At 73.9% G+C, this 22,839-nt stretch carries 22 protein-coding genes and 2 pseudogenes; 10 read left to right on the top strand and 14 right to left on the bottom strand.

Going from position 1 to position 22,839, the window contains the following annotated elements:
- Positions 1-4 precede the first annotated feature (4 nt).
- The 3 genes from gnd to ALMP_RS43020 are packed head-to-tail and all read left to right on the top strand — an operon-like array spanning position 5 to position 2,968.
- On the top strand, positions 5-889 hold the full coding sequence (gnd, locus tag ALMP_RS43030; protein ID WP_264937508.1) for a phosphogluconate dehydrogenase (NAD(+)-dependent, decarboxylating): 885 nt from the start codon (positions 5-7) through the stop codon (positions 887-889).
- A 7-nt stretch (positions 890-896) separates the two neighbouring features.
- Positions 897-1,484, top strand: a complete 588-nt coding sequence (locus ALMP_RS43025) for a histidine phosphatase family protein (protein ID WP_264937507.1) — start codon at positions 897-899, stop codon at positions 1,482-1,484.
- A gap of 41 nt (positions 1,485-1,525) precedes the next feature.
- Positions 1,526-2,968 carry a membrane-associated oxidoreductase gene (locus ALMP_RS43020; RefSeq protein ID WP_264937506.1) on the top strand — a complete coding sequence of 481 codons (1,443 nt, stop codon included), beginning with the start codon at positions 1,526-1,528 and terminating at the stop codon, positions 2,966-2,968.
- A 1-nt stretch (position 2,969) separates the two neighbouring features.
- Here the strand turns inward: ALMP_RS43020 and ALMP_RS43015 are convergent, their stop codons facing one another.
- Together ALMP_RS43015 and ALMP_RS43010 are read right to left on the bottom strand one after the other, a co-directional pair.
- Entirely contained in the window at positions 2,970-4,751 is a 1,782-nt protein-coding gene (locus tag ALMP_RS43015) for a bifunctional sugar phosphate isomerase/epimerase/4-hydroxyphenylpyruvate dioxygenase family protein (RefSeq protein WP_264937505.1), read from the bottom strand.
- 22 nt (positions 4,752-4,773) lie between these two features.
- Complete coding sequence (locus ALMP_RS43010; protein WP_264937504.1) at positions 4,774-5,661, bottom strand: shikimate dehydrogenase; 888 nt, start codon at positions 5,659-5,661, stop codon at positions 4,774-4,776.
- A 129-nt stretch (positions 5,662-5,790) separates the two neighbouring features.
- Here ALMP_RS43010 and ALMP_RS43005 point away from each other — a divergent pair, with 129 nt between their 5' ends.
- Together ALMP_RS43005 and ALMP_RS43000 are read left to right on the top strand one after the other, a co-directional pair.
- Positions 5,791-6,456 (top strand): TetR/AcrR family transcriptional regulator, encoded by a 666-nt coding sequence (locus tag ALMP_RS43005; RefSeq protein ID WP_264937503.1) that lies wholly within the window; start codon positions 5,791-5,793, stop codon positions 6,454-6,456.
- Positions 6,457-6,654: 198 nt separating this feature from the next.
- The gene (locus tag ALMP_RS43000) at positions 6,655-8,010 is read left to right on the top strand and encodes an MFS transporter (RefSeq protein ID WP_264937502.1); all 1,356 of its coding nucleotides are present in this window, start codon (positions 6,655-6,657) and stop codon (positions 8,008-8,010) included.
- Between the two features lie 218 nt (positions 8,011-8,228).
- Here the strand turns inward: ALMP_RS43000 and ALMP_RS42995 are convergent, their stop codons facing one another.
- The 3 genes from ALMP_RS42995 to ALMP_RS42985 form a co-directional block, all read right to left on the bottom strand.
- Entirely contained in the window at positions 8,229-8,375 is a 147-nt protein-coding gene (locus ALMP_RS42995; protein WP_264937501.1) for a hypothetical protein, read from the bottom strand.
- 5 nt (positions 8,376-8,380) lie between these two features.
- The gene (locus ALMP_RS42990) at positions 8,381-8,791 is read right to left on the bottom strand and encodes a VOC family protein (RefSeq protein WP_264937500.1); all 411 of its coding nucleotides are present in this window, start codon (positions 8,789-8,791) and stop codon (positions 8,381-8,383) included.
- A 102-nt stretch (positions 8,792-8,893) separates the two neighbouring features.
- On the bottom strand, positions 8,894-9,343 hold the full coding sequence (locus ALMP_RS42985) for a PPOX class F420-dependent oxidoreductase (protein ID WP_264937499.1): 450 nt from the start codon (positions 9,341-9,343) through the stop codon (positions 8,894-8,896).
- A 97-nt stretch (positions 9,344-9,440) separates the two neighbouring features.
- On the opposite strand from ALMP_RS42985, the gene ALMP_RS42980 reads away from it, so the two are divergent.
- From ALMP_RS42980 to ALMP_RS42970, 3 genes are read left to right on the top strand one after another with little or no spacing between them, the layout of a single operon-like run.
- Positions 9,441-10,031 carry a TetR/AcrR family transcriptional regulator gene (locus ALMP_RS42980; RefSeq protein ID WP_264937497.1) on the top strand — a complete coding sequence of 197 codons (591 nt, stop codon included), beginning with the start codon at positions 9,441-9,443 and terminating at the stop codon, positions 10,029-10,031.
- Entirely contained in the window at positions 10,028-11,443 is a 1,416-nt protein-coding gene (locus ALMP_RS42975; protein ID WP_264937496.1) for an MFS transporter, read from the top strand. The genes ALMP_RS42980 and ALMP_RS42975 overlap by 4 nt, the downstream gene beginning before the upstream one ends.
- A 55-nt stretch (positions 11,444-11,498) precedes the next feature.
- Entirely contained in the window at positions 11,499-12,728 is a 1,230-nt protein-coding gene (locus ALMP_RS42970; protein WP_264937495.1) for a serine hydrolase, read from the top strand.
- Here ALMP_RS42970 and ALMP_RS42965 read toward each other — a convergent pair.
- From ALMP_RS42965 to ribA, 4 genes and pseudogenes are all read right to left on the bottom strand, one after another.
- Positions 12,718-13,887 carry a saccharopine dehydrogenase family protein gene (locus tag ALMP_RS42965; protein WP_264937494.1) on the bottom strand — a complete coding sequence of 390 codons (1,170 nt, stop codon included), beginning with the start codon at positions 13,885-13,887 and terminating at the stop codon, positions 12,718-12,720. The genes ALMP_RS42970 and ALMP_RS42965 overlap by 11 nt on opposite strands.
- On the bottom strand, positions 13,880-14,941 hold the full coding sequence (locus ALMP_RS42960) for a saccharopine dehydrogenase (RefSeq protein ID WP_264937493.1): 1,062 nt from the start codon (positions 14,939-14,941) through the stop codon (positions 13,880-13,882). The genes ALMP_RS42965 and ALMP_RS42960 overlap by 8 nt, the downstream gene beginning before the upstream one ends.
- A pseudogene (locus ALMP_RS42955) lies at positions 14,938-15,067 on the bottom strand (sarcosine oxidase subunit beta); the annotation flags it as partial. The pseudogene ALMP_RS42955 and the gene ALMP_RS42960, both read right to left, overlap by 4 nt.
- A gap of 167 nt (positions 15,068-15,234) precedes the next feature.
- A complete protein-coding gene (ribA, locus tag ALMP_RS42950; RefSeq protein ID WP_264937492.1) occupies positions 15,235-15,894 on the bottom strand; it encodes a GTP cyclohydrolase II in 660 nt (219 codons plus the stop codon).
- Positions 15,895-15,932: 38 nt separating this feature from the next.
- On the opposite strand from ribA, the gene ALMP_RS42945 reads away from it, so the two are divergent.
- Positions 15,933-16,727: a creatininase family protein gene (locus tag ALMP_RS42945; protein WP_309299624.1), complete on the top strand. Its 795-nt coding sequence runs from the start codon at positions 15,933-15,935 to the stop codon at positions 16,725-16,727.
- Positions 16,728-16,852: 125 nt separating this feature from the next.
- On the opposite strand, the pseudogene ALMP_RS44265 reads toward ALMP_RS42945, so the two are convergent.
- The 5 genes and pseudogenes from ALMP_RS44265 to ALMP_RS42920 form a co-directional block, all read right to left on the bottom strand.
- Positions 16,853-17,578, bottom strand: a pseudogene (locus ALMP_RS44265) (lysylphosphatidylglycerol synthase domain-containing protein); the annotation flags it as partial.
- Positions 17,579-18,177: 599 nt separating this feature from the next.
- Positions 18,178-19,173: an SAM-dependent methyltransferase gene (locus tag ALMP_RS42935; protein WP_264937491.1), complete on the bottom strand. Its 996-nt coding sequence runs from the start codon at positions 19,171-19,173 to the stop codon at positions 18,178-18,180.
- Positions 19,170-20,378, bottom strand: a complete 1,209-nt coding sequence (locus ALMP_RS42930; protein WP_264937490.1) for a glycosyltransferase family 4 protein — start codon at positions 20,376-20,378, stop codon at positions 19,170-19,172. Before ALMP_RS42930 ends, ALMP_RS42935 begins: the two co-directional genes overlap by 4 nt.
- Positions 20,375-20,773: a 6-carboxytetrahydropterin synthase gene (locus ALMP_RS42925; RefSeq protein WP_264937489.1), complete on the bottom strand. Its 399-nt coding sequence runs from the start codon at positions 20,771-20,773 to the stop codon at positions 20,375-20,377. The genes ALMP_RS42930 and ALMP_RS42925 overlap by 4 nt, the downstream gene beginning before the upstream one ends.
- A gap of 114 nt (positions 20,774-20,887) precedes the next feature.
- Entirely contained in the window at positions 20,888-21,868 is a 981-nt protein-coding gene (locus tag ALMP_RS42920) for a zinc-binding alcohol dehydrogenase (protein ID WP_264937488.1), read from the bottom strand.
- 107 nt (positions 21,869-21,975) lie between these two features.
- On the opposite strand from ALMP_RS42920, the gene ALMP_RS42915 reads away from it, so the two are divergent.
- On the top strand, positions 21,976-22,749 hold the full coding sequence (locus ALMP_RS42915) for a CDP-alcohol phosphatidyltransferase family protein (RefSeq protein ID WP_264937487.1): 774 nt from the start codon (positions 21,976-21,978) through the stop codon (positions 22,747-22,749).
- Positions 22,750-22,839 lie beyond the last annotated feature (90 nt).

Here is a 22,839-nt window from a genome sequence, read left to right as displayed (position 1 = left end):
TGACATGCAGTTGGGACTCATCGGCCTCGGCAAGATGGGCGGCAACATGCGCCGGCGCATCCGCGACGCCGGCCACACCGTCATCGGCTACGACCGCGACCCCGAACTCTCCGACGTCTCCAGCCTGGCCGAACTGGTCGACGGCCTCGAAGCGCCCCGCACGGTCTGGGTGATGGTCCCGGCCGGCGCCGCGACCCAGTCCGTCATCGACGAGCTCGGCGGCCTCCTCTCCCCCGGCGACACGGTCGTCGACGGCGGCAACTCCCGCTGGACGGACGACGAGAAGCACGCGGCCGAGCTGGGCGCCAAGGGCATCGGCTTCGTCGACGCGGGCGTCTCCGGCGGTGTGTGGGGCCTGAAGAACGGCTACGCGCTGATGGTCGGCGGCGACAAGGAGCACGTCGACCGGCTGCGGCCGGTCTTCGACGCGCTCAAGCCGGAGGGACCGTACGGCTTCGTCCACGCGGGCAAGGTCGGTGCCGGGCACTTCTCGAAGATGGTCCACAACGGCATCGAGTACGCCATGATGCAGGCCTACGCCGAGGGCTGGGAGCTGCTGGAGAAGGTCGACTCGGTGGAGAACGTCCGCGAGGTCTTCCGCTCCTGGCAGGAGGGCACCGTCATCCGCTCGTGGCTGCTGGACCTCGCGGTCGACGCCCTCGACGAGGACGAGCACCTCGACAGGCTGCGCGGCTTCGCCCAGGACTCCGGCGAGGGCCGGTGGACCGTCGAGGCGGCCATCGACAACGCCGTGCCGCTGCCGGCGATCACGGCCTCGCTGTTCGCGCGGTTCTCCTCCCGCCAGGACGACTCCCCGCAGATGAAGATGATCGCGGCGCTGCGCAACCAGTTCGGCGGCCACGCCGTCGAGTCGGCGAAGAAGGCGTAGCGCGGCCATGGGGGATCTTCTGCTGGTCCGCCACGGCGAGACGGAGTGGAGCCGTTCGGGACAGCACACCAGCTTCACCGACCTGCCCCTCACCGCACACGGTGAGGAACAGGCCAAGTCCCTCGCTCCGCTCCTGTCCGGCCGGGCCTTCTCGCTCGCCCTGACCAGCCCGCTGCACCGCGCGGTGCGCACCGCCGAACTCGCGGGCATCACCGGCGCCGTCCCCGACCCCGACCTCCACGAGTGGGACTACGGGGCCTACGAGGGCGTCACCACCGTCGAGATACACCGCACCCGGCCCGCCTGGGACCTGTGGACCGACGGCGTCCCGCCCGGCCCGGACGGTCATCCCGGCGAGTCGCCCGAGGAGATCGGGCGGCGCGCCGACCGGGTGCTGGCCCGGGTGGACGCGGTGCTCGCCGACGGTGACGCCGTCCTCGTCGCCCACGCGCACTTCCTGCGTGTCCTGACGGCCCGTCGGCTCGGCCTGCCGCCCGCCGAGGGGCGGCTGTTCCAGCTGGCCACGGGCACGGTGAGCCGGCTGTCGACCGAGCACGGACGGCCCGTGATCGCCGAATGGAACGTCCGGGCATAGCCGGTTGACACCGCAACGAGGGCCCGCCAGAGTCGCGGCTGATGGAGATCGACGATCTGACACCGGCCGAACAGCGCGTCTGGCGGGCCTTCGCCACGGGAGCCACCGTGGACCTCCGCCCGGACGGCGAGGAGGACGGCCCCGAACGGACCGTCCGCGCGACCGTGCTGCGGGCGCTGCTCCTCAACGGCCCCCGGGAACCGGGTGAGGTGGCGGCCCTGAAGGTGCTGGGGGCCCGGATCACCGGCGTGCTGGACCTGCGCCACGCGACCGTCGACAGTATGGTCCGCCTCGGCCACTGCCGTTTCGACGAAACACCGCGCCTGGCCGGCGCCCAGCTGAACTACCTCAGCCTGCGCGACTCCGTGCTGCCCGGGCTCGCGGCCGCGCGCAGCAGGGTGGAGGGCAGCGTGCGGCTGACCCGCTGCCGGATCGGCGGTCCGGTGCGCCTCGGCGGGGCGCAGATCTCCGGGGCGCTGTTCCTGGACGAGGCGGACGTCACCGCCGCCGACCCGGCGGAGCCCGTGCTCCAGCTCAACCAGCTCACCATCGACGACGACCTCTGCGCCCGCGGTCTGCGCACCCGGGGCCTGATCCGGCTGGACGGGGCCACCGTCGCCGGCTCGATAGACCTGGAGGACGCCGAGCTGAGCAACCCCGGCGGCCACGTCCTGGACGCGGAGTCCCTCGACGTCGGCGCCAACCTCCTCGCGCGGCGGCTGCGCGCGCACGGCCGGATCGACCTGCGCGGCGCCCGCATACCCGGCCGTGTGGATCTGCTGCGGGCCACCCTCTCCCACCCCGGCGACACCGCCCTGCGGGCCAGCAGCTGCGTGATCGGGGAGATCTGGCTGCGCGGCGGCCCTCCGATCGAGGGCAGGCTCAACCTGCGGCGCGCCGAGATCAACCAGCTCGACCTGGCACCGGAGAAGCTCCCCGACCAGGTGCGGCTGCTGGACCTCACCTACACCTTCCTCACCCCGCACGAGCCCGCCGAGCGGCGCCTGCCGATGCTGGAGCGCGACGACGGCGCCTTCGACCCGCACGCCTACGAGCAGCTCACCGCCTCCTACCGCCGGATCGGCGACGACCGGGCCGCCCGGCTGGTGCAGCTCGCCAAGCAGCGCCGCCACCGCCTGACCCTCCCCTGGTACGGCCGGCTGTGGGGCCTGCTCCAGGACGCGAGCGTCGGCTACGGCTTCCGCCCGCTGCGGGCCGCCGTCTGGCTGCTGTCGCTGCTCGCCGTGGGCTCGGTCGCCTTCGCCCTGGAGCGTCCGCGTCCGCTGAAGGCGTCGGAGGCGCCCGACTTCGACCCGGTGTTCTACACCCTCGACCTGCTGCTGCCGGTGATCTCCTTCGGTCAGGAGTCCGCGTTCGCCCCCTCCGGCTGGCACCAGACGCTGTCCTACGTCCTGATCGTCACCGGCTGGATCCTGGCCACGACGGTCGTCGCGGGCGTCACCCGGACCGTGAGCCGGCAGTGACTCACCGGGCCGTGTGCTGGGCGGCCAGCCGGACCGGCGCGTTCACGGCGCCGTAGCCCCGGTGGCCGCCGTCGCGCTGGACGAGTTCGAAGAAGACGCGGCCGACGGTGTGGGTGTAGCAGTGCCGGAAGACGCCGTACGCGTCCTCGTCGTAGAGGATGCCGAGCGCGCGGTACGTCTCCAGCTCGCCTTCGGCGAACTCGTACCGGGCCGCGAGGTCGTCGTAGTAGTTCGCGGGGATCGGCAGCAGCCGGCCGCCGGCCTCGGTGAAGCGGCGGGCCGCGGCGACCACGTCGTCCGTGGCGAGCGCGACGTGCTGGGCGTGCACGGTGTCGTCCGAGGGTGCCGCGCCGACGGTCAGGGCGATACGGACGCTGCCGTCGGCGTTGGTGACGGCGCGGCTGCGCAGCAGGCCGTAGGGGTCGGCGACGTCCACGCTCTCCTGGCCGTGCAGGCCGAGGACGCCGCGGTGGAAGAGGGTGGCCTCGTCGTAGTGGTGCCAGGGCTGGGTGAGGGCCAGATGGTCGATGCGGCGTACGCCGGTCTCCCGCGGGGTGTGGCCGGTGTCGGCGAAGTCGGCCCGCCAGTCGGGCCGTGCGGGCCGGTCGGTGGCGCAGAAGAAGAGTTCCGTGCCGTCGGGCGCCGCCACCGCGTCCAGCGGGGCGTCCTCGGGGGCGCGGCGGCGGGGCAGGACGGGGGCGAGGAAGGCCTCGGCGCGGCGGGCCGCCGCCGCCGGGTCGGGTGACTCCAGGCCGATCGCCGCGAGTCGGGTGCCGTCCCTGCGCACGGCTCCGGCGGTGTTGACCAGGACACGGGCCTCGCCCTGCTCCCAGAGGTCGACCGGCTTGCCGCGGTGCCGCGCGGTGCGGGCGAAGCCCAGGGCGGCGAGCACCGCCGACACCGGTTCGGCGTCGGCCGTGACCAGTTCGGCGAAGGCGACGCCGGTGGGGACGACGGGGGCGGGCGGGGTGGTCAGGCCGACCGTCTCCTTCAGGACCAGCAGCGAGCGGTGGGCGTCCACGGCCGTCGGACCCGCCTCGGCCTGGCGGAAGACGTCGTTGAAGACCTCCAGGGACAGCGGTCCGCTGTATCCCGTGTGCAGTACATGGCGTACCAGGCCGGCGACGTCGAAGCCGCCCTGGCCGGGGAAGCAGCGGTGGTGGCGGCTCCACTGGAGGACGTCCATGGCGAGCGGCGGGGCGTCGGCGAGCTGGAGGAAGAAGATCTTCTCGCCGGGGATGTCCTCGATGCCCTTGGGGTCGGAGCCCCGGGAGAGGATGTGGAAGCTGTCCAGGCAGGTGCCGAGTGCCGGGTGTCCGGCGCTCTGCACGATGTGCCAGGCGTGGTCGTAGGTGCTGACGTGTCGTCCCCAGGCGAGCGCCTCGTAGGCGACGCGGATCCCGAAGTCCTGGGCGAGGTCGGCGAGCCGGGCCAGCTGCTCGGCGGCGAGCGCGTCGTCGTCCACGGCGAGCGGGGAGACACTGGAGCAGACCAGGACGGTGTCGGTGCCGAGCCGGTTCATCAGCGCGAACTTGGCGCGGGCGCGGCGCAGGTTGCGGGCGAAGACGTCGGCGGGTACGGCCTCCATGTCCCGCATCGGCTGGTAGAGGTCGATGCTCAGGCCGAGGTCGGCGCAGCGCGCGCGGACCTCCTCGGGGGTGAGGGGGGCGGCGAGCAGGTCGTTCTCGAAGATCTCCACGCCGTCGAAGCCGGCCCGGGCGGCGGCGGTGAGCTTCTCGGTGAGGGAACCGCTCAGGGAGACGGTGGCGATGGACGTACGCACCTGGGCACCTCTTCGGTTCGGGTCACTTGCGGGCGGCGGCGACGGCGCCGGCCAGTTCGGTGATGTCCGCGAGCATGAGCGCGGTGTCGGGTTCCCGGCCGGTGAACAGGCGGAACGCGTCCACCGCCTGGAAGACGGCCATGCCGCCGCCGTCGAGGGTGGCGCAGCCCAGGGCGCGCGCGGTGCGCAGCAGCTCGGTGTCCAGGGGCCGGTAGACGACCTCGGCCACCCACAGCCCCGGGTGCAGCAGTTCGGCGGGCAGGGGCAGGCCGGGGTGGGCGGCCATGCCGGTGGGGGTCGCGTGCACGAGACCGCCGACGCCGTCGGCCCGGGCGAGCAGCTCGGCGAGGCGGTCGGGGCCGGCGGCGGTGGCCCGGCCCGCGCCGAAGTGCGTGTTCAGGGAGTCGGCGAGGGCGGCGGCCCGCTCGGGCAGCGCGTCCACCAGGGTCACGCGTTCGGCGCCGAGGGTGAGGGTGGCGTGCGCGACGGCCGCGCCCGCGCCGCCCGCGCCGAGCTGCACGACCCGCTCCAGCGGGACGTCCGGCAGACCGCGCGCGAAGGAGGCGGCGAATCCGGTGACGTCCGTGTTGTGGCCGATCGCGCGGCCGTCCTCGAAGACGACGGTGTTGACCGCGCCCAGCGCCCGCGCCTGCGGGGCGACGGCGTCGAGGTGGGGGATGACGAGCTGCTTGCACGGGTGGGTGATGTTCAGCCCGTCGTAGCCGAGGTCGCGGGCGGCCCGCACCAGGTCGCCGACCGCCTCCGGCGGCGCCCCGAGCACGTCGAGATCGATCAGCCGGTACAGGTAGCGCAGCCCCTGACGGTCCGCCTCCCGCTGGTGCAGGGCCGGGCTGAGCGACGGGCCGATGCCGGAACCGATCAGTCCGACGAGATAGGAGTCCTTGGTCACGGGCCGACCTCCGGAAGACTAATGTACGAACCAGTACGTTAGTCATAGCAGTTGTCCCGGGCCAGGGAAAGCCCTCCGCCGCGTGCTTCTAGAATGCGCGGCACCTGCCCATCGCCCGAAGGAACCCCGATGACCAGCGTCGACGAACCGGCACGACCAGGCGGGCGCATCCGCGACGCCGCCCGCACCCAGGCCGAGATCCTCGACGTGGCCACCCAGGAGTTCGCCCGCGTCGGCTACGCCGGGGCCCGCGTCGACGACATCGCCGCCCGCACCCGCACCACCAAGCGGATGATCTACTACTACTTCGGCGGCAAGGAGCAGCTGTTCACGGCCGTCCTGGAGCGGGCGTACGGCGTGATCCGCGAGGCCGAGCAGCAGCTCGACGTGGAGCATCTGGACCCGGTCGCGGCCATCCGCCGGCTGGCCGAGCTGACCTTCGACCACCATGAGCGGCACCCCGACTTCATCCGCCTGGTCAGCATCGAGAACATCCACGAGGCCGTGCACATCGCCGCCTCGGAGAAGCTCGGGAAGATCGGCTCCCCCGCGCTGGAGGTGATCCGCCGCATCCTGGCCGCGGGGCAGGCGTCCGGCCTGTTCACGGCCGATGTCGACGCCGTCGACCTGCACGCGATGATCAGCTCGTTCTGCTTCTTCCGGGTCGCCAACCGGCACACCTTCGGCGCCCTGTTCGGGCGGGACCTGGTGGATCCGGCCCAGCGCGAGCACTACCGCACCATGCTCGGCGACATGGTGATCGCCTACCTGACGGCGGAGCGGGCCGCGGACTGAGCCTTCGCACCCCACCCCTTGACACCGGCGAAACGCGGGCGCAACATCCCTTCCCAACCGCTACTAACTATCCAGTGCGTTAATTGAGCCGGGTAGCGCCCGGCGCGGCCGCCCCGCCACCCCAGGGATCCGGCCCCTTCCCCCCTTCTTGCCCTCCCGCACTCCGCTCCCGCCGGAGTCCCCTCGAAGGAGCACGCCGTGTCCGTCCCCGCAGCGCCCCACGACGCCGCACCGCCCGGCCAGCCGAAGAAGGCCGCGACCGCCGCCTGGATCGGCAGCGCCCTGGAGTACTACGACTTCTTCATCTACGGCAGCGCCGCGGCGCTGATCTTCCCGAAGGTCTTCTTCGACGAGTCCGACCCGGCCACCGCCACCCTGCTGTCACTGGCCACCTTCGGCGTCGCCTACGCGGCCCGCCCCATCGGCGCGCTCTTCCTCGGGCACTACGGCGACCGCGTCGGCCGCAAGAAGATCATGGTCTTCACGCTGATCCTCATGGGCGTGTCGACGTTCCTCATCGGCTGTCTGCCCACCCGCGCCCAGGTCGGCACGCTCGCCCCGGTCCTGCTGGTGCTGTGCCGGGTGCTCCAGGGGATCTCCGCGGCCGGCGAGCAGGCCAGCGCCAACTCCATGACGCTGGAGCACGCCCCGCCGCACCGGCGCGGCTTCTTCACCAGCTTCACGCTCAGCGGCACGCAGGGCGGCCAGTTGCTGGCCACCCTGGTCTTCATCCCCGTGGCCGCGCTGCCCGAGGAGCACCTGCTGGCGTGGGGCTGGCGGGTGCCGTTCTGGCTGAGCATCGCGGTCGCCGTCGTCGGCTACGTCATCCGCCGCAAGCTCGACGAGACGCCGGCCTTCGCCCAGCAGGCCACCGGCGAGGGCGTCGTCAAGCTGCCGCTGGCGGTGCTGCTGCGCGAGCACTGGGCGGACGTGCTGCGGGTGATCGGGGGTGCGCTCGTCGCCTCGGTCTCCACCATCTTCACGGTGTGGGCGCTGGCGTACGCCACCAGCGACTCGGTCGGGATGAGCCGCTCCTCGATGCTGTGGGTGGGTGCGCTGGCCAACCTGGTCGCGCTCGCCGCGATCCCGCTGTGGGCGTCCCTCTCCGACCGCGTCGGCCGCCGTCCGGTGTTCCTGATCGGCGCGGCCGGCAGCGCGGCGGCGATGTTCCTCTACCTGTGGGCGATCTCCACCGGCTCCTACGCGCTGACCCTGATCCTCGGCGTCGTCGCCTTCGGTGTCGTCTACAGCGCCGCGAACGGCGTGTGGCCCTCCTTCTACGGCGAGATGTTCTCCACCCGCGTCCGCCTCTCCGGCATGGCGATCGGCACCCAGATCGGCTTCGCCGTGGCCGGCTTCGCGGTCACCTTCGCGGCGCGGATCGCCGGCCCGGACGGCGACGACTGGTCGTCGGTGGCGCTGTTCACGGCGGCGCTGTGCGTCCCGCCGGTGATCGCCGCGCTGTCCGCCCGGGAGACGGCGAAGGTGCCGACGCAGGAGCTGGGCTCCCGGACCCACGCGGAGGCGGCCCGGCCGGAGACGGTGACGGCCTGAGCGGCCGACCGCACTTCCCAGCCCCTGGCGGCCGTCACGGCGCCGGGGGCTCGGCGCGCAGGATCCGGGGCGCGCGCCGCGTCCACCGGCGGCCGGTGTCTTCCTCCCGGCCCGGGGTGGGGGATCGCGGCGGCCCGGAACCGCTCGTCGAGCGCGTCGGGTCCGGGCCGCCGGGCCGCCCGCACCTCCTCGGGCAACCGCCGCCACACCGCGGCGAGTTAGGAACGGCCGGCGAGGTCGGGCAGGAGTTCCGGGGCGCACCAGCCGTATGCCTCCTCCACCTCGGCGACCAGGTCTCGCGAGGCGGTGAGCGGGGCGTGCGCGCGGGGCAGGACGCCGTGCGGGTCCCCGAACACGGACGTCACGGCCGTCACCGGTTGGACCAGGCCCGCCGGCACAGCACCAGCCGGTACCCGTCGGGGTCCTCGACCGTCACGCCCCACTCGTTCCAGTACGGGTTCGGGGAGGTCACGCGCTTGCCGCCGTGCGCCTCCAGCCGGGCGACCAGGTCGTCCGGCACGGGTCCGTCGACGTAGACGACGAGCAGGTCCTCCTCGGTGGGGCGGGGTTCGACGGGGCCGGCCGGCTCGTGCACCAGCTCCAGGTGCCAGCCGGCGTCCGGCCAGCCGAGCATCAGCAGCTCGTGCTCACCGGGTTCCGTCGCGCCCTCGGTCCGCCACACGACGCCCAGCCCCAGCCCGTCCCGCCAGAAGCGCTCGGCCGCCCCGAGGTCGCGGGACGGGCGGGCGATGCGGATGTGACTGCGGCCGTCGACGGGCATCCGGACTCTCCTCACGGGTGGTGACCTGTGGCGCAGCCTAGGCCGCCGGTGTCTCCCGGACATCGGTCGTGCGACCTGGGCCGTCGGCCGTAGGTCCCTTGCCTAGGCGTCCTCGGTCCGCTTCGGGATGCCGTACGCCCGGTCCACCCGAAGGCGGGCCACCAGGCGGCGGTCGCGGACCATGGCGGCGCGGAAGTCCTCCCAGTCGGGGTGCTCCCCCACGACGTCGCGGTAGAGGCGGACGAGCTCCTCGACCGTCTCGTCGTAGGGGTGCTCGGCGACGGGCGTCAGCTCGGCGGTGGCCTCCACGACCGTGTAGGCACCGCGGTCCGGGCTGGAGACGTGGTAGGAGGCGCGCGGGTCACGGCGCAGGTTGCGGGTCTTGGCGCGGTCGTCCGTGACGGAGATCCGGACGGTCCTCTCCTCCGGGTAGTAGTGGTGGCTGACGTTCGACAGCTGGGGGCGGCCGTCCCGCTTGAGGGTGACCAGTACCCCGCCGCGTCCCTCGGAGAGCAGCGCGAGCAGTGCGTGCTGTGTCGTGTCGTGAGTCATGCACGGCACAACCGGTGATCCGGGTGCCCGAATTCCCGTCGCGGATCTCGCCGGCACCCGCGTAGACACTGTCTACTCGACATGGTAGACAGTGTCTATGGACGAGGTGGAGAAGGCGGAGCCGGACCTGCGGGTCCGGCTGGTCGACGTCGGTGCGCAGCTGCTGGCCCAGGAGGGCCTCGGGTCGTTGACGCTGCGGGAGATCGCCCGCCGCGCGGGCGTCTCGCACGGGGCGCCGCGCCGCTACTTCCCCACCCACCTGGAACTGCTGTCGGCCATCGCCCGCCGGGGCTTCACCGAGCTGGCCGCACGGGTGACCACGACCCTCGCCGACGGCACCGCGCCTCCACGCGCCCAGCTGACCGAACTGGGCCGCACCTACCTGGAGTTCGCCCTCGACAACCCCGGCATGTACGAGCTGATGTTCCGTCACGACCTGCTGGAGAGCGGTCACCTGCGGCTGCGGGACACCAGTCTTCCGTTGTTCGGCCTGCTGGTGGAGCTGGTCGGACGGGCCCGTCCGGACGCCGACGCCCGCGCGGTCTCCGGGGCGCTCTGGGCGAACCTGCACGGCATCGCCCAGCTGTGGCGCTGGGGCAGTCTCCGACTCGCCACCGGCGCCGACGACTTCGAACCGCTGCTGCGGGCCTCGCTGGAGGCGCACCTGGGGCCGGAGGACGGCCGGTGAACCGATCACTGACCTTGACGAGCAGTGTGGCCGGCGCGGTGATCGTCGCCCTGGACGGCACCGTCCTCACCGTCGCCCAGCCGGACCTGCGCCACGATCTGCGCGCCTCCCTCGTCCAGGTCCAGTGGACGACCACCGGGTATCTCGTCGCCGTCGCCGCTCTGCTGGTGTTCGCCGGACGCCTCGGCGACCGGTACGGCCACCGGCGCCTCTTCGGCATCGGCATGCTGGGCTTCGGCGTGGTCTCGGCGGGCATCGCACTGGCGCCGGACGTGGGCTGGGTGATCGGACTGCGGGTCGTGCAGGGCGTGTTCGGGGCGCTGGCGCAGCCCGCGACGCTCGGCATGCTGCGGGCCGCCTACCCGCCGGAGCGGCTGCGCCGGCCGATCGCCGTACGGACGGCGGCGATCGGGGTGGCCGCGGCCGTGGGACCGGTGGTGGGCGGGGCGCTGACGACCGGCTTCGGTTGGCGGGCGGTGTTCCTGCTCACCGTCGTCCCGGCGCTGGCGCTGGGCGCGCTCGCCCTGACCGGGGATCGGGACCACGGGCGGGAGCGGTCCTGCGGGGGACTGGACCTGCCCGGTGCGGTGCTGCTCGGGACGGCGCTGGCGTTCCTGGTGCACACCCTCGTCTCCCCCGTCGGCACGGCCGGTGCGGTCGGGGCCGTGGTGGCGGTCGCCGCCGCTGCCGCCTTCGTCCGCCGCGAGCGCCGCGCCCCCGACCCGCTGCTGCCGCCGGAGGTGATCGGTTCCCCGGCGGTGAGCGCGGCGCTGGGCCTGCTGGTCGTCGCGGCGGCGGCCCTCAACGGCGCCCTGTTCGCCTGCGTGCACCTCCTCCAGGGCGACCTGGGGCTCACCCCGTTGCGCACCGCGCTGCTCAGCCTGCCGCTGGCCGTGCTGCTGGTGGCCGCCGCGCCCGCGTCCGCCGTCGCGCTGCGCCGGGCCGGCGCCCGCCGCACGCTCGCCGCCGCGACGGCCGTCCTCTCCGCCGGCCTCCTGGTGCTCGCCCAGGCCTCTCACGCCGCCGCGTTCTGCGCCGGGTTCGCCCTGCTGGGCGCCGGGTTCGGCACGGTGATGGTCGCGGCGACCCATGTCGTCGTACGGCAGGCTCCCGCGGCGTCGGCCGGCGTGGCGGGCGGGGCGCAGCAGACGGCGATGAACGTGGGGCCGGTGGTGGGGGTGGCGGCGGCGACCGTGCTCATGGGGCTCGACGGCCCGCGCTCGCCGCTCGTCGCCCTGGCCCTGCTGACCCTGGCGGCGCTCCCGGTGTGCCGGGCGCTGCCGGACCGTCCGCGCCCGGCTCCCGCGGGTCCGCCCAGCGACGTTCCCGCCGGTCGAAGCGACGTACGGCACACCGGGCGCGCCGTGGAAAGGATCTCTTTCCCGCCGTCCCTGCGCGACCATGAAAGCTGAGGTCGGCCCGGGTGCAGCGGGACCGCACCTCGTACGAGCGCATCGGAGGAGAGCGATGGCACTGCTGCGACAAGAGGCCGACCCGAGCGAGGTCGGGCTGGACGCGAAGGCGCTGGACCGCCTCGACCAGCACCTCGCCCGCCACGTCGACGACGGCCGCCTGCCCGGTTTCCTCCTGGCCGTCGCCCGCGGCGGCCGGGTCGCGCACCTCACCACGCACGGCCGGCGCGACATCGCCGCCGGGCGGCCCGTCACGTCCGACACGCTGTACCGGATCTACTCGATGACCAAGCCGGTCACCTCGGTCGCCGCGCTGATGCTGGTGGAGGAGGGCCGGCTCTCCCTCGACGACCCGATCGCGGACCATCTGCCGGCCTTCGCCGACCAGCGGGTGTACGTCAGCGGCTCCGGGGCCGACATGGTCACCCGCCCGGTCGAGCAGCCGATCCTGGTGCGGCACCTGATGACCCACACCGCGGGCCTGACCTTCGCCTTCTACCACTGTCACCCCGTGGACGCCCTCTACCGCGAGGCGGGCCTGGAGTCCGCGGTGCTGCCGGGTTCGGACCTGGCCCGCACGGTCGAGGCGTACGCCCGGCTGCCCTTGCAGTACGAGCCGGGCACCCAGTGGAACTACTCGGTGGCCACCAACGTCCTGGGGCGGCTCATCGAGGTCGTCTCGGGACAGCCCCTGGACGTGTTCCTCGCCGAGCGGATCTTCCGCCCGCTCGGCATGCCGGACGCCGGCTTCCAGGTGAGCGACGAGCAGGCCGGCCGGCTGGCCGAGCTGTACGGCGACACCGACGACGGCCGTATCGAGCCGATCCCCGGTCTGCCGCTGTCCGGGCGGCCCCGGTTCCTGTCCGGCAGCGGCGGCATGGTGGCCACCGCGTACGACATCCACCGGTTCATGGAGATGCTGCGCCGCCGCGGCGAGCTCGACGGCACCCGGCTGCTGGCGCCCGGGACGGTGGACCTGATGACCCGCAACCACCTCCCCGGCGGCGCCGACCTGCGCGCCTTCGGCAGCCGCCCCGCCCACGACGAGCCCGGCAACGACGGCGTCGGCTTCGGGCTCGGCGTCTCCGTGGTGATCGACCCGCAGCGCACCCAGGCGCCCTCCGGGCTCGGCGCCTACGGCTGGAGCGGGGTGGCCACGACGACGTTCTGGGTCGACCCGGGCCGCGATCTGACCGTGCAGTTCCTGACGCAGCTGAGGCCGAGGAAGTCGCTGAAGCTCTACCCCGACCTCAAGCGCCTGGTGCACGAGGCGGTCAGGAACTGACCGGCCCGCCCTCGGCACGCAGGGTGAACGGCACGCCGTCACGGGCGAGTTCGTCCAGCCACTGCCGTGACCGCTCCCGCGTCTCGGCGGCCCTGGTCAGCCCCGCCGGCAGGGAGCCGTCGAGGACGTGCCGCACACCGAGGGCGAGGGGCCGGGAGACACAGCGGGCCATCGCGCTCTCCTGCTCGTCGCCGACCAGGTCCAGCAGGTAGGCCCCCGACCAGGACGTCCCGTTGCGGGCGGTCACCGCCAGCGACACGGCGAGCACGACCCGGTCGCGGTCGGCGTCCGTGGTGGGGTGCGCCGCCGCCAACTCCCGTGCCAGGTCGGCGATCCGGGTGTCGTCGCCGGTCCTCAGCTCCTCGAACACCGGCTCCCAGGCCCGCCGCCAGCCGCCCAGGCGCAGTGTGCCGCGTACGAAGGTCTGCGCCCGCCAGGCCGCGGGCAGCCCGTACTGCTCGACGAAGGGGACGCTGTCGCGGTTGGGGTAGACCTCGAAGAGCTCGCCGTCGACGACGTGCGCGCGGGTGGCCTCCCACGGCCGCTCGGCAGTGGTCTCGGTGCCGCCCTCGACGTAACGGGCGGGCGAGCGCAGGGCGTTGAGGACGCCGAGGGGGGCCCAGCTGAAGCGGTAGCGGAAGTCGTTGGGGACGGCGGGCAGGCCGCCGCAGTACGAGGTGAAGCGGTACGAGGCGGCCGCGCCGGCGCCGATCGCCTCCCGGGCGCGTCCGACCAGGTCGTGCGCGAAGAGATGGTCGATGCCGGGGTCCAGGCCGGCCTCGGTCAGCACGACCAGCCCGGCGTCTTCGGCGGCCGGCGCCTGCCGGAGCACCGCGTCCGAGACATAGCTGGAGCAGGCAAAGTGGGCCCGCCGCTCCACGCACGCCGCCAGCAGGGGCGCGTGCTCGGGCGCGGGCAGCATCGACACCACCACGTCCCCGGGCGCCAGTTCGGCCGTGAGCGCGTCGAGGGTGTGGGCGCGCGGCTCGGCGCGTCCGGTCAGCCCCAGCCGGTCGAGGGCCTCGGCGGCGCGCTCCTCGGTGCGGTGCCACAGCCGTACCCGGTCGGCGTGCGCGCACACGGCGGCCAGGCCGCTGCCGGTGGACAGCCCGGCGCCGACCCAGTGGACGGTGCCGCTCGCCGGAACCCGCTCAGCCACGGTCCGACCCCCCTGCGGTGACGCCGAGTTCACGGCAGGCCTGCTGGAACCGGTCCAGGCAGCGGCCCCACGGGCCGCCCACGCCGAAGTCCAGCAGCTGCGGCAGCAGCGCCGCCGAGAAGTCGTCGCTGGACTCGCGCGGCAGCAGCGACGGCAGGTTGTCGATGGCGATCAGGTCGAGCGGGGGCTCCTTGCGCAGCCGCCGCACCGGGTCCGTCCACTCGGTGGTGCGGTCGTAGACGGGCAGCACGTTCAGGGGTGAGCCGACGTCGCAGGTGACGTCGGAGAGGGTGCGCAGCCGGCGGGTGGGGTCGTCGAGGTCCTCTTCCCGGACGAACGGCGGGACGGGAGTGGTGGCGAGGACGCAGTTGACCATCACGTCGTGGTCCAGCAGGGCGCGCCGGTCCAGGTCGCGGGTCTCCGCCAGGTCCCAGCAGGTCGGTTCGGCGCCGGCGGTGGCGAACGCGACCCGCGCGCCGCGCCCGCTGCGGCCGAGGGCGCCGACCACCAGGGCGGTGAAGTCCTCGTCGCCCCGGGCGCGGCGCAGGGTCTCGTCCAGGGTGTCCTTGTCGGTGGGGCGCAGGGGGGCGGTCAGCCGGCCCCGGTGCTGGAGCACGGCCAGGGCGGCGCCCAGGTAGCCCGCCCAGAAGCCGAAGGCGGCGAGCCGGCGGCCGTGGTCGTCGACCAGGTACTCCAGGTCCAGGAGCGCTCCCCCGCCGGCGGCGAACCGGCGCAGCAGGTCCGCCGCGCCGGGCTGCCGCTTGTAGGCGTGTCCGAAGAAGACATGACGGTGGACCAGTTCGGCGGGCGCGTCGGGCAGTTCCTTCAGACCGAGGACGACGGTGTCGCGCGGCGCCGTCGGCCAGGAGCCCGCGGGCACGATCCGGGCGCCGGCCGCCTCGTACTCCTCGGCCGGGAAGATCCGTTGCGGCGACTCCTCGACGGTCAGCTCCACCCCGCTCTCCACGAGCCGCCGGGCGTCGTCGGGCACGACCGGGGTGCGCCGTTCGGTGGAGCGGTCCTCGTGGCGCAGCCACAGGTGGAGTTCGGTCATACGCGGTTGACCTCCGGACGCGGGGCGTCGGCCGCGAACCGGCCGGCGCCGAGGGGGGGTGACGTCCACGAAGGGTACGCGTCCGAGGTACAGGTCGCGCACGACCTCACCGACGGCCGGCCCCTGCCTCCAGGCTGCGCGCCCCGGGCAGGAGGTTCAGTTCGTCGAGAACCGGGCCCGTACTCCCCCGGACGGCTCCTTTCGGCGGGCGGCCCCGGCCCGGACGCGGAGGCCGAGGCTGTCGCGCGCCGTGGCTGTGCTCATCGGACACCATGAGACAGCCGGGAGCGGGGTCAGGACCAGTGCGCCACCGCGTCCAGGTGGGGCAGGTGGTGGTCCAGGCGCTCCCGCTTGGTGCGCAGGTAGGTGATGTTGTTCTCGCACGGCGGGATGAGCAGCGGCACCTGCTCGGCGACCTGCACGCCGTTGTCGACCAGCGCCTCGCGCTTGCGCGGGTTGTTCGACATCAGCCGGACCGAGCGCACGCCCAGGTCCTTGAGGATCTCGGCGGCCACGCCGTAGTCGCGGGCGTCCACCGGCAGGCCGAGCGCGAGGTTCGCCTCGACGGTGTCCAGGCCCTCCGCCTGGAGGGCCATCGCCCGCAGCTTGGCGAGCAGCCCGATGCCCCGGCCCTCGTGTCCGCGCAGATAGACGACTATGCCGCGGCCCTCGGCGACGACGGCCCGCAGCGCGGAGGCCAGTTGGTCGCCGCACTCGCAGTGCTGGGAGCCGAACGCGTCGCCGGTCAGGCACTCGGAGTGCAGCCGGGTCAGCACGTCCTCGGTGCCGATCTCGCCGTAGACGAGGGCCACTTGCTCGTCACCGCGGTCGTGGTCGAGGTAGCCGACCGCCTGGAATTGACCGTACACGGTGGGCAGGGGCGCATTCACCACGCGTTCCACACCGGTGCGCTGCGGGGACTTCTTGCCGAGCACGCCAATTTTTTCTGTCATGATCTGTTTCCTAAGCAGAGACGAAAGGCCGGGAAAAGATGAGTGATTCGGGAATACGGTCGGCGGCCGCGTACGGACTGTTGCCGACGGACACCACGGAAGACGTCCGCGCGCGCGGCGCGGGCGTCCGGGCACAGGTGGCGGTCCTTCCCGTCGGTAGTTTCGAACAGCACGGCCCGTACCTGCCGTTGGCCACCGACACGCTCGTCGCGTGCGCCATAGCGGGAGAGATCGCCGCACGGTATCCGGTGCACCTCCTCCCTCCGGTGACCATCGCATGCTCGCACGAGCACGCGGCCTGGCCGGGAACCGTCAGCATCTCCTCCGTGACCCTTCACGCGGTGGTACGGGACATCGCGGCCTCGCTGCGCCGCTCGGGCGTCGAGGCCCTGGTACTGGTCAACGGACACGGCGGGAACTACGTCCTGGGCAACGTGGTCCAGGAGTCCTCCGCCCGCGGTGAGCGGATGGCGCTCTTCCCGGCCCCGGAGGACTGGGAGACGGCGCGGGAGCGGTCCGGGGTGGTGACCTCACTGCTCACCGACATGCACGCCGGGGAAATCGAGACCTCGATCCTGCTGCACACCCGTCCCGAACTGGTCCGGCCCGGTCACGAGTCCGCCGATTTCGTCGCGGACGACCGTCGCCATCTGCTCACTCTGGGAATGTCCGCCTATACCGATTCGGGCGTCATCGGCCGTCCTTCCCTGGGGTCCGCGGAAAAGGGCAAGGAACTCCTGGCGAGCCTGGCGGATTCCTTCGGTGCGTATTTCTCATTGCTCACGTCGGACGCCGTGGCCGGCGATTCCGGCGATTCCGGCGAGCGGGGGTAGTCGGCCGCGGCCGTCCTCCGGGCCCGCAGGCCCTGGTACCAGCGGACGACCAGGACGACGGCGCCGGGCAGGGCGGCCACGAAGCAGAGCACCCCGTACACCACGGCCACCGCGAGGCCGGTGCCCGCGCCGAGCCCGGCCGCGCCGAACGCCCAGGCGGTGACGCCCTCGCGGGGCCCCCAGCCGCCGACGTTCAGCGGCAGGCCCATGGCGAGCAGCGCGAGCACCCCGAGCGGCAGCAGCGTGCGGACGGAGGCGCCGGAACCGGCGACCCGGGCCGCCACCACGAACATCGCGAGGTGTCCGGCCAGGACGACCACGGACGACAGGGCGACGCCGGGCCCGTTGCGCCGGGACAGCAGCCCCTCGCGCGCCTCGGCCAGCGCCGCCCGCACCCGCCCGCCGCGGCGTCCCGCCGAGGAGTTCATCCGCACGGCGACGACCACGGCGAGCGCGCCGACCGCCCCCAGGGCGACCAGCGGCGCGAAGTGCCGTACGTCCGCCATGACCGGGGACGGCAGGGTCAGCAGGACCGCCGCTCCGGCCACGGCCAGCGCCAGCTGACCCGCCGTGCGCTCCAGGACGACGGCCCGCACGCCGCGTCCGACGTCACCGGCGCTCTGTCCGTGCCGCACCGCCCGGTGCACATCGCCGAGGATGCCGCCGGGCAGCGCGGCGTTGAGGAACAGCGAGCGGTAGTAGTCGGCGACGGCCGGTCCGAGCGGCAGCCGGATGCGCAGACCCCGGGCCACCAGCGCCCAGCGCCAGGCGCTGAACACCGTGGTGAGCGCGCCGATCCCGAGCGCCACGACCAGTGCGGGCACGTCGATCCGCCGCAGTCCGTCCAGCATGACGCCGGTGCCCGTGCGCCACAGCAGCACGCCGAGGATGGCGACTCCGGCGAGCGTGCCGAAGTGCCGGCGCAGCACGCCCAGCGCGCGGCGGCCGGGCGACGGAGCCGTCCGTGACGCGGCGACGACCACCCCGATCCGGTCCTGCGCGACGGCGGGACCGGAGCGGGCGGAGGCGGGGGCTACGGAGGGCCCGGCGGGCGCGGCCGCCCGACGGGGACGCGGAAGCCGGACCCGGGGGCCCGGGCCGCAAGCCGTGACCGGGTCCGTGTCGGCGGCCGAGGACGCGGCGGCGGCCGGGGGCACGGCAGCGGAGACGGCGTGCCCGTCGGCGGGACGCGCGGCCGAGGACGCGGCGCCCTGGTCGACACCCGCGTCGGCGGACGGACCGTCAGCGGCGGGGAACACGGGGCCGGCGGGCCGCTCGGCGGTCGCGGCGGGCCGGCCGGCGCCCGTGCTCGTGCCCGCGGAGTGCGTCCGGGGCACGCCGGCCCCTGGGGCCGTTCCGCCGCGCACCTGTGCCGCCGTCCGCCGCCGGCGTCGTACCGCCGCCGTGGTCTCCTCGACCCACGTCAGCGGTGCCGCCGTCTCCGCGCTCATCACGCGCCGCCCGTCGGACGGGCCAGGGCGAGCAGGTCGCTGTGGTGGACGGTGACCCGCAGTTCGCCGGCCGCGCAGGCCGCGAGCCGGGCCGCGAGGTAGGTCTCGGCGCGGGCGGCGAGGTCGGGGCGCTGCTCGACGGCCGCCCCGACCCAGCCGCGCAGCCACTGGGCGGTGAGAGCGGCCTGCTCCGGGCCGAGCCGCCAGGCGCTGGGGTGCACCTTCACGGTCGCGCCGCGGTCGGCGAAGGCCTCGCAGGCGACGGTCACCGCGTCGGGGCCGAGGAGGCCGCCGCGCCGCTGGTGGTCGTTGAAGGCGGCGGCGATCTCCTCGTCCAGCGGGTCGTGCGGGGTGAGTTCGACGCGGCCGGCGACCGAGAGGGTCAGCAGGGCCGGGCAGCCGGCGCCCGCGCAGGCCGTGGCGAGGGTCTCGATCTCCTCCCGGGTGAGGACGTCGAGCAGCGCCGACGCGGTGACCAGCGAGGCGCCGACGAGGGCGTCCGGGGTCAGCCGGGCGACGTCGCCGCGCCGCGTCTCCACGGTGACCCGGCTGCCGTCGGCGGCGGCGCGCGGGGAGGCGACGGCCGCGAAGTGCAGCAGGTAGGGGTCGCGGTCGTGCAGGATCCAGTGCTGGGCGCCGTCCAGGCGGGGCGCGAGCCAGCGCCCCATGGAGCCGGTGCCGCAGCCGAGGTCGTGCACGACCAGGCCGCCCGCGCGTCCGGGCAGGTTGGCGAGCCGGATCCGCAGCGGGTCCAGCAGGTCCAGCGCCCGCGCGTCGGCGTCGGCGGGCTCACGCAACTGGAGCCACTCGGGCGCGTAGCGGGGCGCCTCCTCCGCCTCGGCGTCGTCCCGCAGCCGTACGGTGGGCCGCTCGCCGGGGCGGGTCACCGGCCCGGCGCCCGCGATCACGGAGTCGGCGTCGTCGGGCCCCGGCTGGGCCGGTATGTGTCCCACGCGTCGCGCCACGTCCGCCGGTGTCGCCGTCGTCTTGCTCATGCCGCCCTCCGGGGCTCGCTGGGGAGCCGGCCCAGGACGCCGGCCAGGCGCTGGGCGGTGGAGGCCCAGCCGTTCAGGGCCGCCCGGCGGCCACGGGCGGCGGCCTTCAGCCGGCGGCGCACGTCCGCCTCGCCGAACCAGCCGCGCAGTTCGGCCGCGAGGGCGGCCGGGTCCTCCGGCGGGACGAGGATGCCGGGGACTCCGCCGTCGGGGGCGCGGCCGACCGCCTCGGGCAGACCGCCGACGTCCGTGGCGAGGACGGGGATGCCGCGCGCGAGGGCCTCGGTGACCGCCATGCCGTAGGTCTCGGCGTAGGAGGTGAGGACCATCAGGTCGGCGGCGGCGTAGGCGGCGTCGAGTTCGGCGCCGGCCTTGGGTCCGGCCAGCTCCAGCCGGTCCTGGAGGCCGTACTTCTCGATCAGGCCGCGCAGATGGGCGACGTACTCGGGGTCCTGGCCCAGGCCGCCCACGCACACGCAGCTCCACGGCAGGTCGGTCACCGCGGCCAGTGCCTCCACCAGCCGGTGCTGGCCCTTGCGCGGGGTGACGGCGGCCACGCACAGCAGGCGGGAGACGCCGTCGGTGCCGGAGGCGAGGGGCGCGATGTCGGCGCCGGGGGCGGCGACGTGCACCTTCTCGGGGGCCAGGCCGTGGTGGGAGACGAGGCGGCGGACCGCCCAGTCGCTGGTGGCGATCACCGCGGGGACGGCGCGCAGCACGGCGCGTTCCCGGGCGTCCAGGTCGGCCGCCACCTCGGGGGCGAGTCCTCGCTCGTCACCGAGCGGGAGGTGGACGAGGACGGCGAGCCGCAGCCGGTCCGCCTCGGGCACCACGATCTCCGGGACGCCGCAGGCGACGATCCCGTCCATGAGCACGACCGTGCCGTCGGGCAGCTCGCGCAGGGTCCGCGCGAGTTCCGCGCGTGCCGTCGCGTCGGGGCGCGGCCACTCACCGGCCACGAGGTGCTTGGAGACCTGCCAGCCGAATCCGGGCAGGTCCAGGCAGACGCGCCGGTCGTAGGCGTTGCCGCCGCTGGGGTTGGCCGGGTCGTCGACGCCGCCCGGCATGACGAAGTGCACGGAACGCAGGGACATGGGGATGATCCCGCCCATCTTCACAGTGGCCGCCGGCACGGGTGCCGTCTGCGCGGGCACGTACGCGAGCGGGGCCTGCCGCACGGTCTTCTCGAGGGTCACGTCGGTCACAGGGCACGCTCGTAACTCGCCCAGGCGACGTGCGACTCGTGCAGGGTGACGGAGATGCCGGCGATCCCCTTGGCGCCCTCGCCGAGCGCGCCCTTGTGGATCCGCTCGGCGAGCCGGTCGGCGATCACCTTGGCGAGGAACTCGGTGGAGGTGTTGATCCCGGCGAAATCGGGCTCGTTGTCCAGGTTTCTGTAGTTCAGCTCGCTGACGACGGCGCCCAGTTCCTGCGTGGCCAGTCCGATGTCGACGACGATGTTGTCGTCGTCCAGCTGTTCCCGGCGGAACGTGGCGTCCACCAGGAACGTCGCTCCGTGCAGGCGCTGCGCGGGTCCGAAGACCTCGCCGCGGAAGCTGTGGGCGATCATGATGTGATCGCGGACGGTGACACTGAACAACGGACGACCCTCCAGGTGCGGCGCGTCTGGTCCCCGGCCGATGCCTGCCGGGGATGCCGTGTAGTACGGCTACTCGCTTCCCCGTGTTCAGCCGTGTCTCACTCTTTTCTCAGGTCAGGCGCTCTTGTCGTACCTGACACGGTGGCACAGGGCCGGAATTTCACCGCTGGTGAGCCGGGGCATCACCGTGGGCAACTCCTCGAACACGCTTTCCCCCGTGATGAGCGCGTCGAGCGCGGGATCGGCGAGGAGTTCGAGGGCGAGGGCGAGCCGGTCGGCGTAGGTGCGGTGCGCGCGGGCCGGGGAGACGGTGCCGACCTGGCTGCTGCGGATGACCAGGCGCCGGGAGTGGAAGGCCTCGCCGAGCGGGAGGGAGACCTTCCGGTCGCCGTACCAGCTCAGTTCGAGGACGGTGCCCTCGGCGGCGAGCAGTTCGAGGGAGCGGGTCAGGCCCTGTTCGGTGGCGCTGGCGTGCACGACGAGGTCACAGCCGCCCGAGGCCTCCTCGGGTGCGGCGAATCCGACGCCGAGCGCCTCGGCCGTCGCGGCGCGCGCCGGGTCGGCGTCGACCAACTGCACGCGCACACCGGGGAAGCGGGCCAGCAGCGCGGCCACCGAGCAGCCGACCATGCCGCCGCCGACCACCGCGATCCGGTCGCCGACCAGGGGGGCCGCGTCCCACAGCGCGTTGACGGCGGTCTCCACGGTGCCGGCGAGCACGGCCCGTTCGGCGGGCACGGCCGACGGGAGAACCGTCACCGCGCTCGCGGGGACGACGTACCGGGTCTGGTGCGGGTACAGGCAGAAGACGGTCCGGCCGAGCAGCTCCGCCGGTCCTTCCTCGACCACGCCGACGCTGAGATAGCCGTACTTGACCGGCGCCGGGAAGTCGCCCTCCTGGAACGGCGCCCGCATGACCGCGTGCTGGCTGGCGGGCACTCCGCCGCGGAAGACGAGGGTCTCCGTGCCGCGGCTGACACCGGAGTACAGCGCGCGGACGACGACCTCGTCGTCGGCCGGGTCCGGCAGGGTCACGTCGCGGACGGCGCCGTGGCCCGGGGATTCGAGCCAGAACGCACGTGCGGCGCGCTTCATCGGCGTCCTCCTGAACGATCGGGAACTTGCGTGCGTACCGAGGTGTGCACAGGCCGCGCACAGTACGCGGCGTTGATCGACTCTGTCATCTGGCCGGAGGACGTGCGGTGGCCCTGAACAACACTTACGACGCGAGGCTGGTCCAGCAGGAGACCGCGGTGGGAGCGGGCGTGCAGATCCTGGTGCTGACCTGGCTCGGCACGGCGATCGGCATGGGGCCGGCGGGCTGGGTGACCGGACTCGTCTTCGCCGTCGCCACCTGGGCGGTGCTCTCCCGGGCGCTGCACCGCTCCGGCCTGCGCACGTTCGGCCCCGCCAACCGCGTCACCCTGGGCCGCGCCACCCTGGTCGGCGGGGTGACCGCGCTGGTCGCGGACTCCTTCGTGAGCGCGCCGCCGGTCTCCCTGCTGGTGGGCCTGACGGCGGTGGCGCTGCTGCTGGACGGCGTCGACGGCAAGGTCGCCCGCCGCACGGGCACCTCCACGGCGCTCGGCGCGCGGTTCGACATGGAGGTCGACGCGTTCCTGATCCTGGTGCTCAGCGTGTACGTCTCGACGGCGCTCGGCCCGTGGGTGCTGCTGATCGGTGCCATGCGCTACGCCTTCGTCGCGGCGGCCCGGTTCGCCCCCTGGCTGAACGGCGCGCTTCCGCCGAGCACCGCCCGCAAGACGGTGGCGGCGATGCAGGGCATCTGTCTGCTGGTGGCGGGCGCGGACCTGCTGCCGTACGCGGCCAACTTCGGTGTGGCGCTGCTGGCGCTGGGGCTGCTGCTGTGGTCGTTCGGCCGGGACGTGCTGTGGCTGTACCGGACCTCGCGGGTGGTGGCGCGGCCGGCGCCGGTGGCGGCCCTGCCGAAGGTCCTGGAGCCGGCCGGGCGCTGACCCGGCGGCGAAGGGCCCGGACCGCACGCCGGACGCTGTTGGTTAATTCCGCCCTGCTGGATCTCATCCAGCGGGGCGGAGTGTTGCGAA

This window comes from Streptomyces sp. A012304 (genome assembly GCF_026008495.1).
In the GTDB taxonomy this organism is placed as follows: domain Bacteria; phylum Actinomycetota; class Actinomycetes; order Streptomycetales; family Streptomycetaceae; genus Streptomyces.
Note: the sequence above shows the minus strand (reverse complement) of the source record. Positions and strands in the feature narration are given on the sequence as shown.

Coding starts and splice junctions, on each gene's coding strand:
- ribA (WP_264937492.1), bottom strand. CDS start 15,894: ATGACAGAAAAAATTGGCGTGCTCGGCAAGAAGTCCCCGCAGCGCACC.
- ALMP_RS43025 (WP_264937507.1), top strand. CDS start 897: ATGGGGGATCTTCTGCTGGTCCGCCACGGCGAGACGGAGTGGAGCCGT.
- ALMP_RS42920 (WP_264937488.1), bottom strand. CDS start 21,868: ATGAAGCGCGCCGCACGTGCGTTCTGGCTCGAATCCCCGGGCCACGGC.
- ALMP_RS42960 (WP_264937493.1), bottom strand. CDS start 14,941: ATGACCGAACTCCACCTGTGGCTGCGCCACGAGGACCGCTCCACCGAA.
- ALMP_RS42945 (WP_309299624.1), top strand. CDS start 15,933: ATGAGTGATTCGGGAATACGGTCGGCGGCCGCGTACGGACTGTTGCCG.
- ALMP_RS42970 (WP_264937495.1), top strand. CDS start 11,499: ATGGCACTGCTGCGACAAGAGGCCGACCCGAGCGAGGTCGGGCTGGAC.
- gnd (WP_264937508.1), top strand. CDS start 5: ATGCAGTTGGGACTCATCGGCCTCGGCAAGATGGGCGGCAACATGCGC.
- ALMP_RS42935 (WP_264937491.1), bottom strand. CDS start 19,173: ATGAGCAAGACGACGGCGACACCGGCGGACGTGGCGCGACGCGTGGGA.
- ALMP_RS42990 (WP_264937500.1), bottom strand. CDS start 8,791: ATGCCCGTCGACGGCCGCAGTCACATCCGCATCGCCCGCCCGTCCCGC.
- ALMP_RS42980 (WP_264937497.1), top strand. CDS start 9,441: ATGGACGAGGTGGAGAAGGCGGAGCCGGACCTGCGGGTCCGGCTGGTC.
- ALMP_RS43020 (WP_264937506.1), top strand. CDS start 1,526: ATGGAGATCGACGATCTGACACCGGCCGAACAGCGCGTCTGGCGGGCC.
- ALMP_RS43005 (WP_264937503.1), top strand. CDS start 5,791: ATGACCAGCGTCGACGAACCGGCACGACCAGGCGGGCGCATCCGCGAC.
- ALMP_RS42985 (WP_264937499.1), bottom strand. CDS start 9,343: ATGACTCACGACACGACACAGCACGCACTGCTCGCGCTGCTCTCCGAG.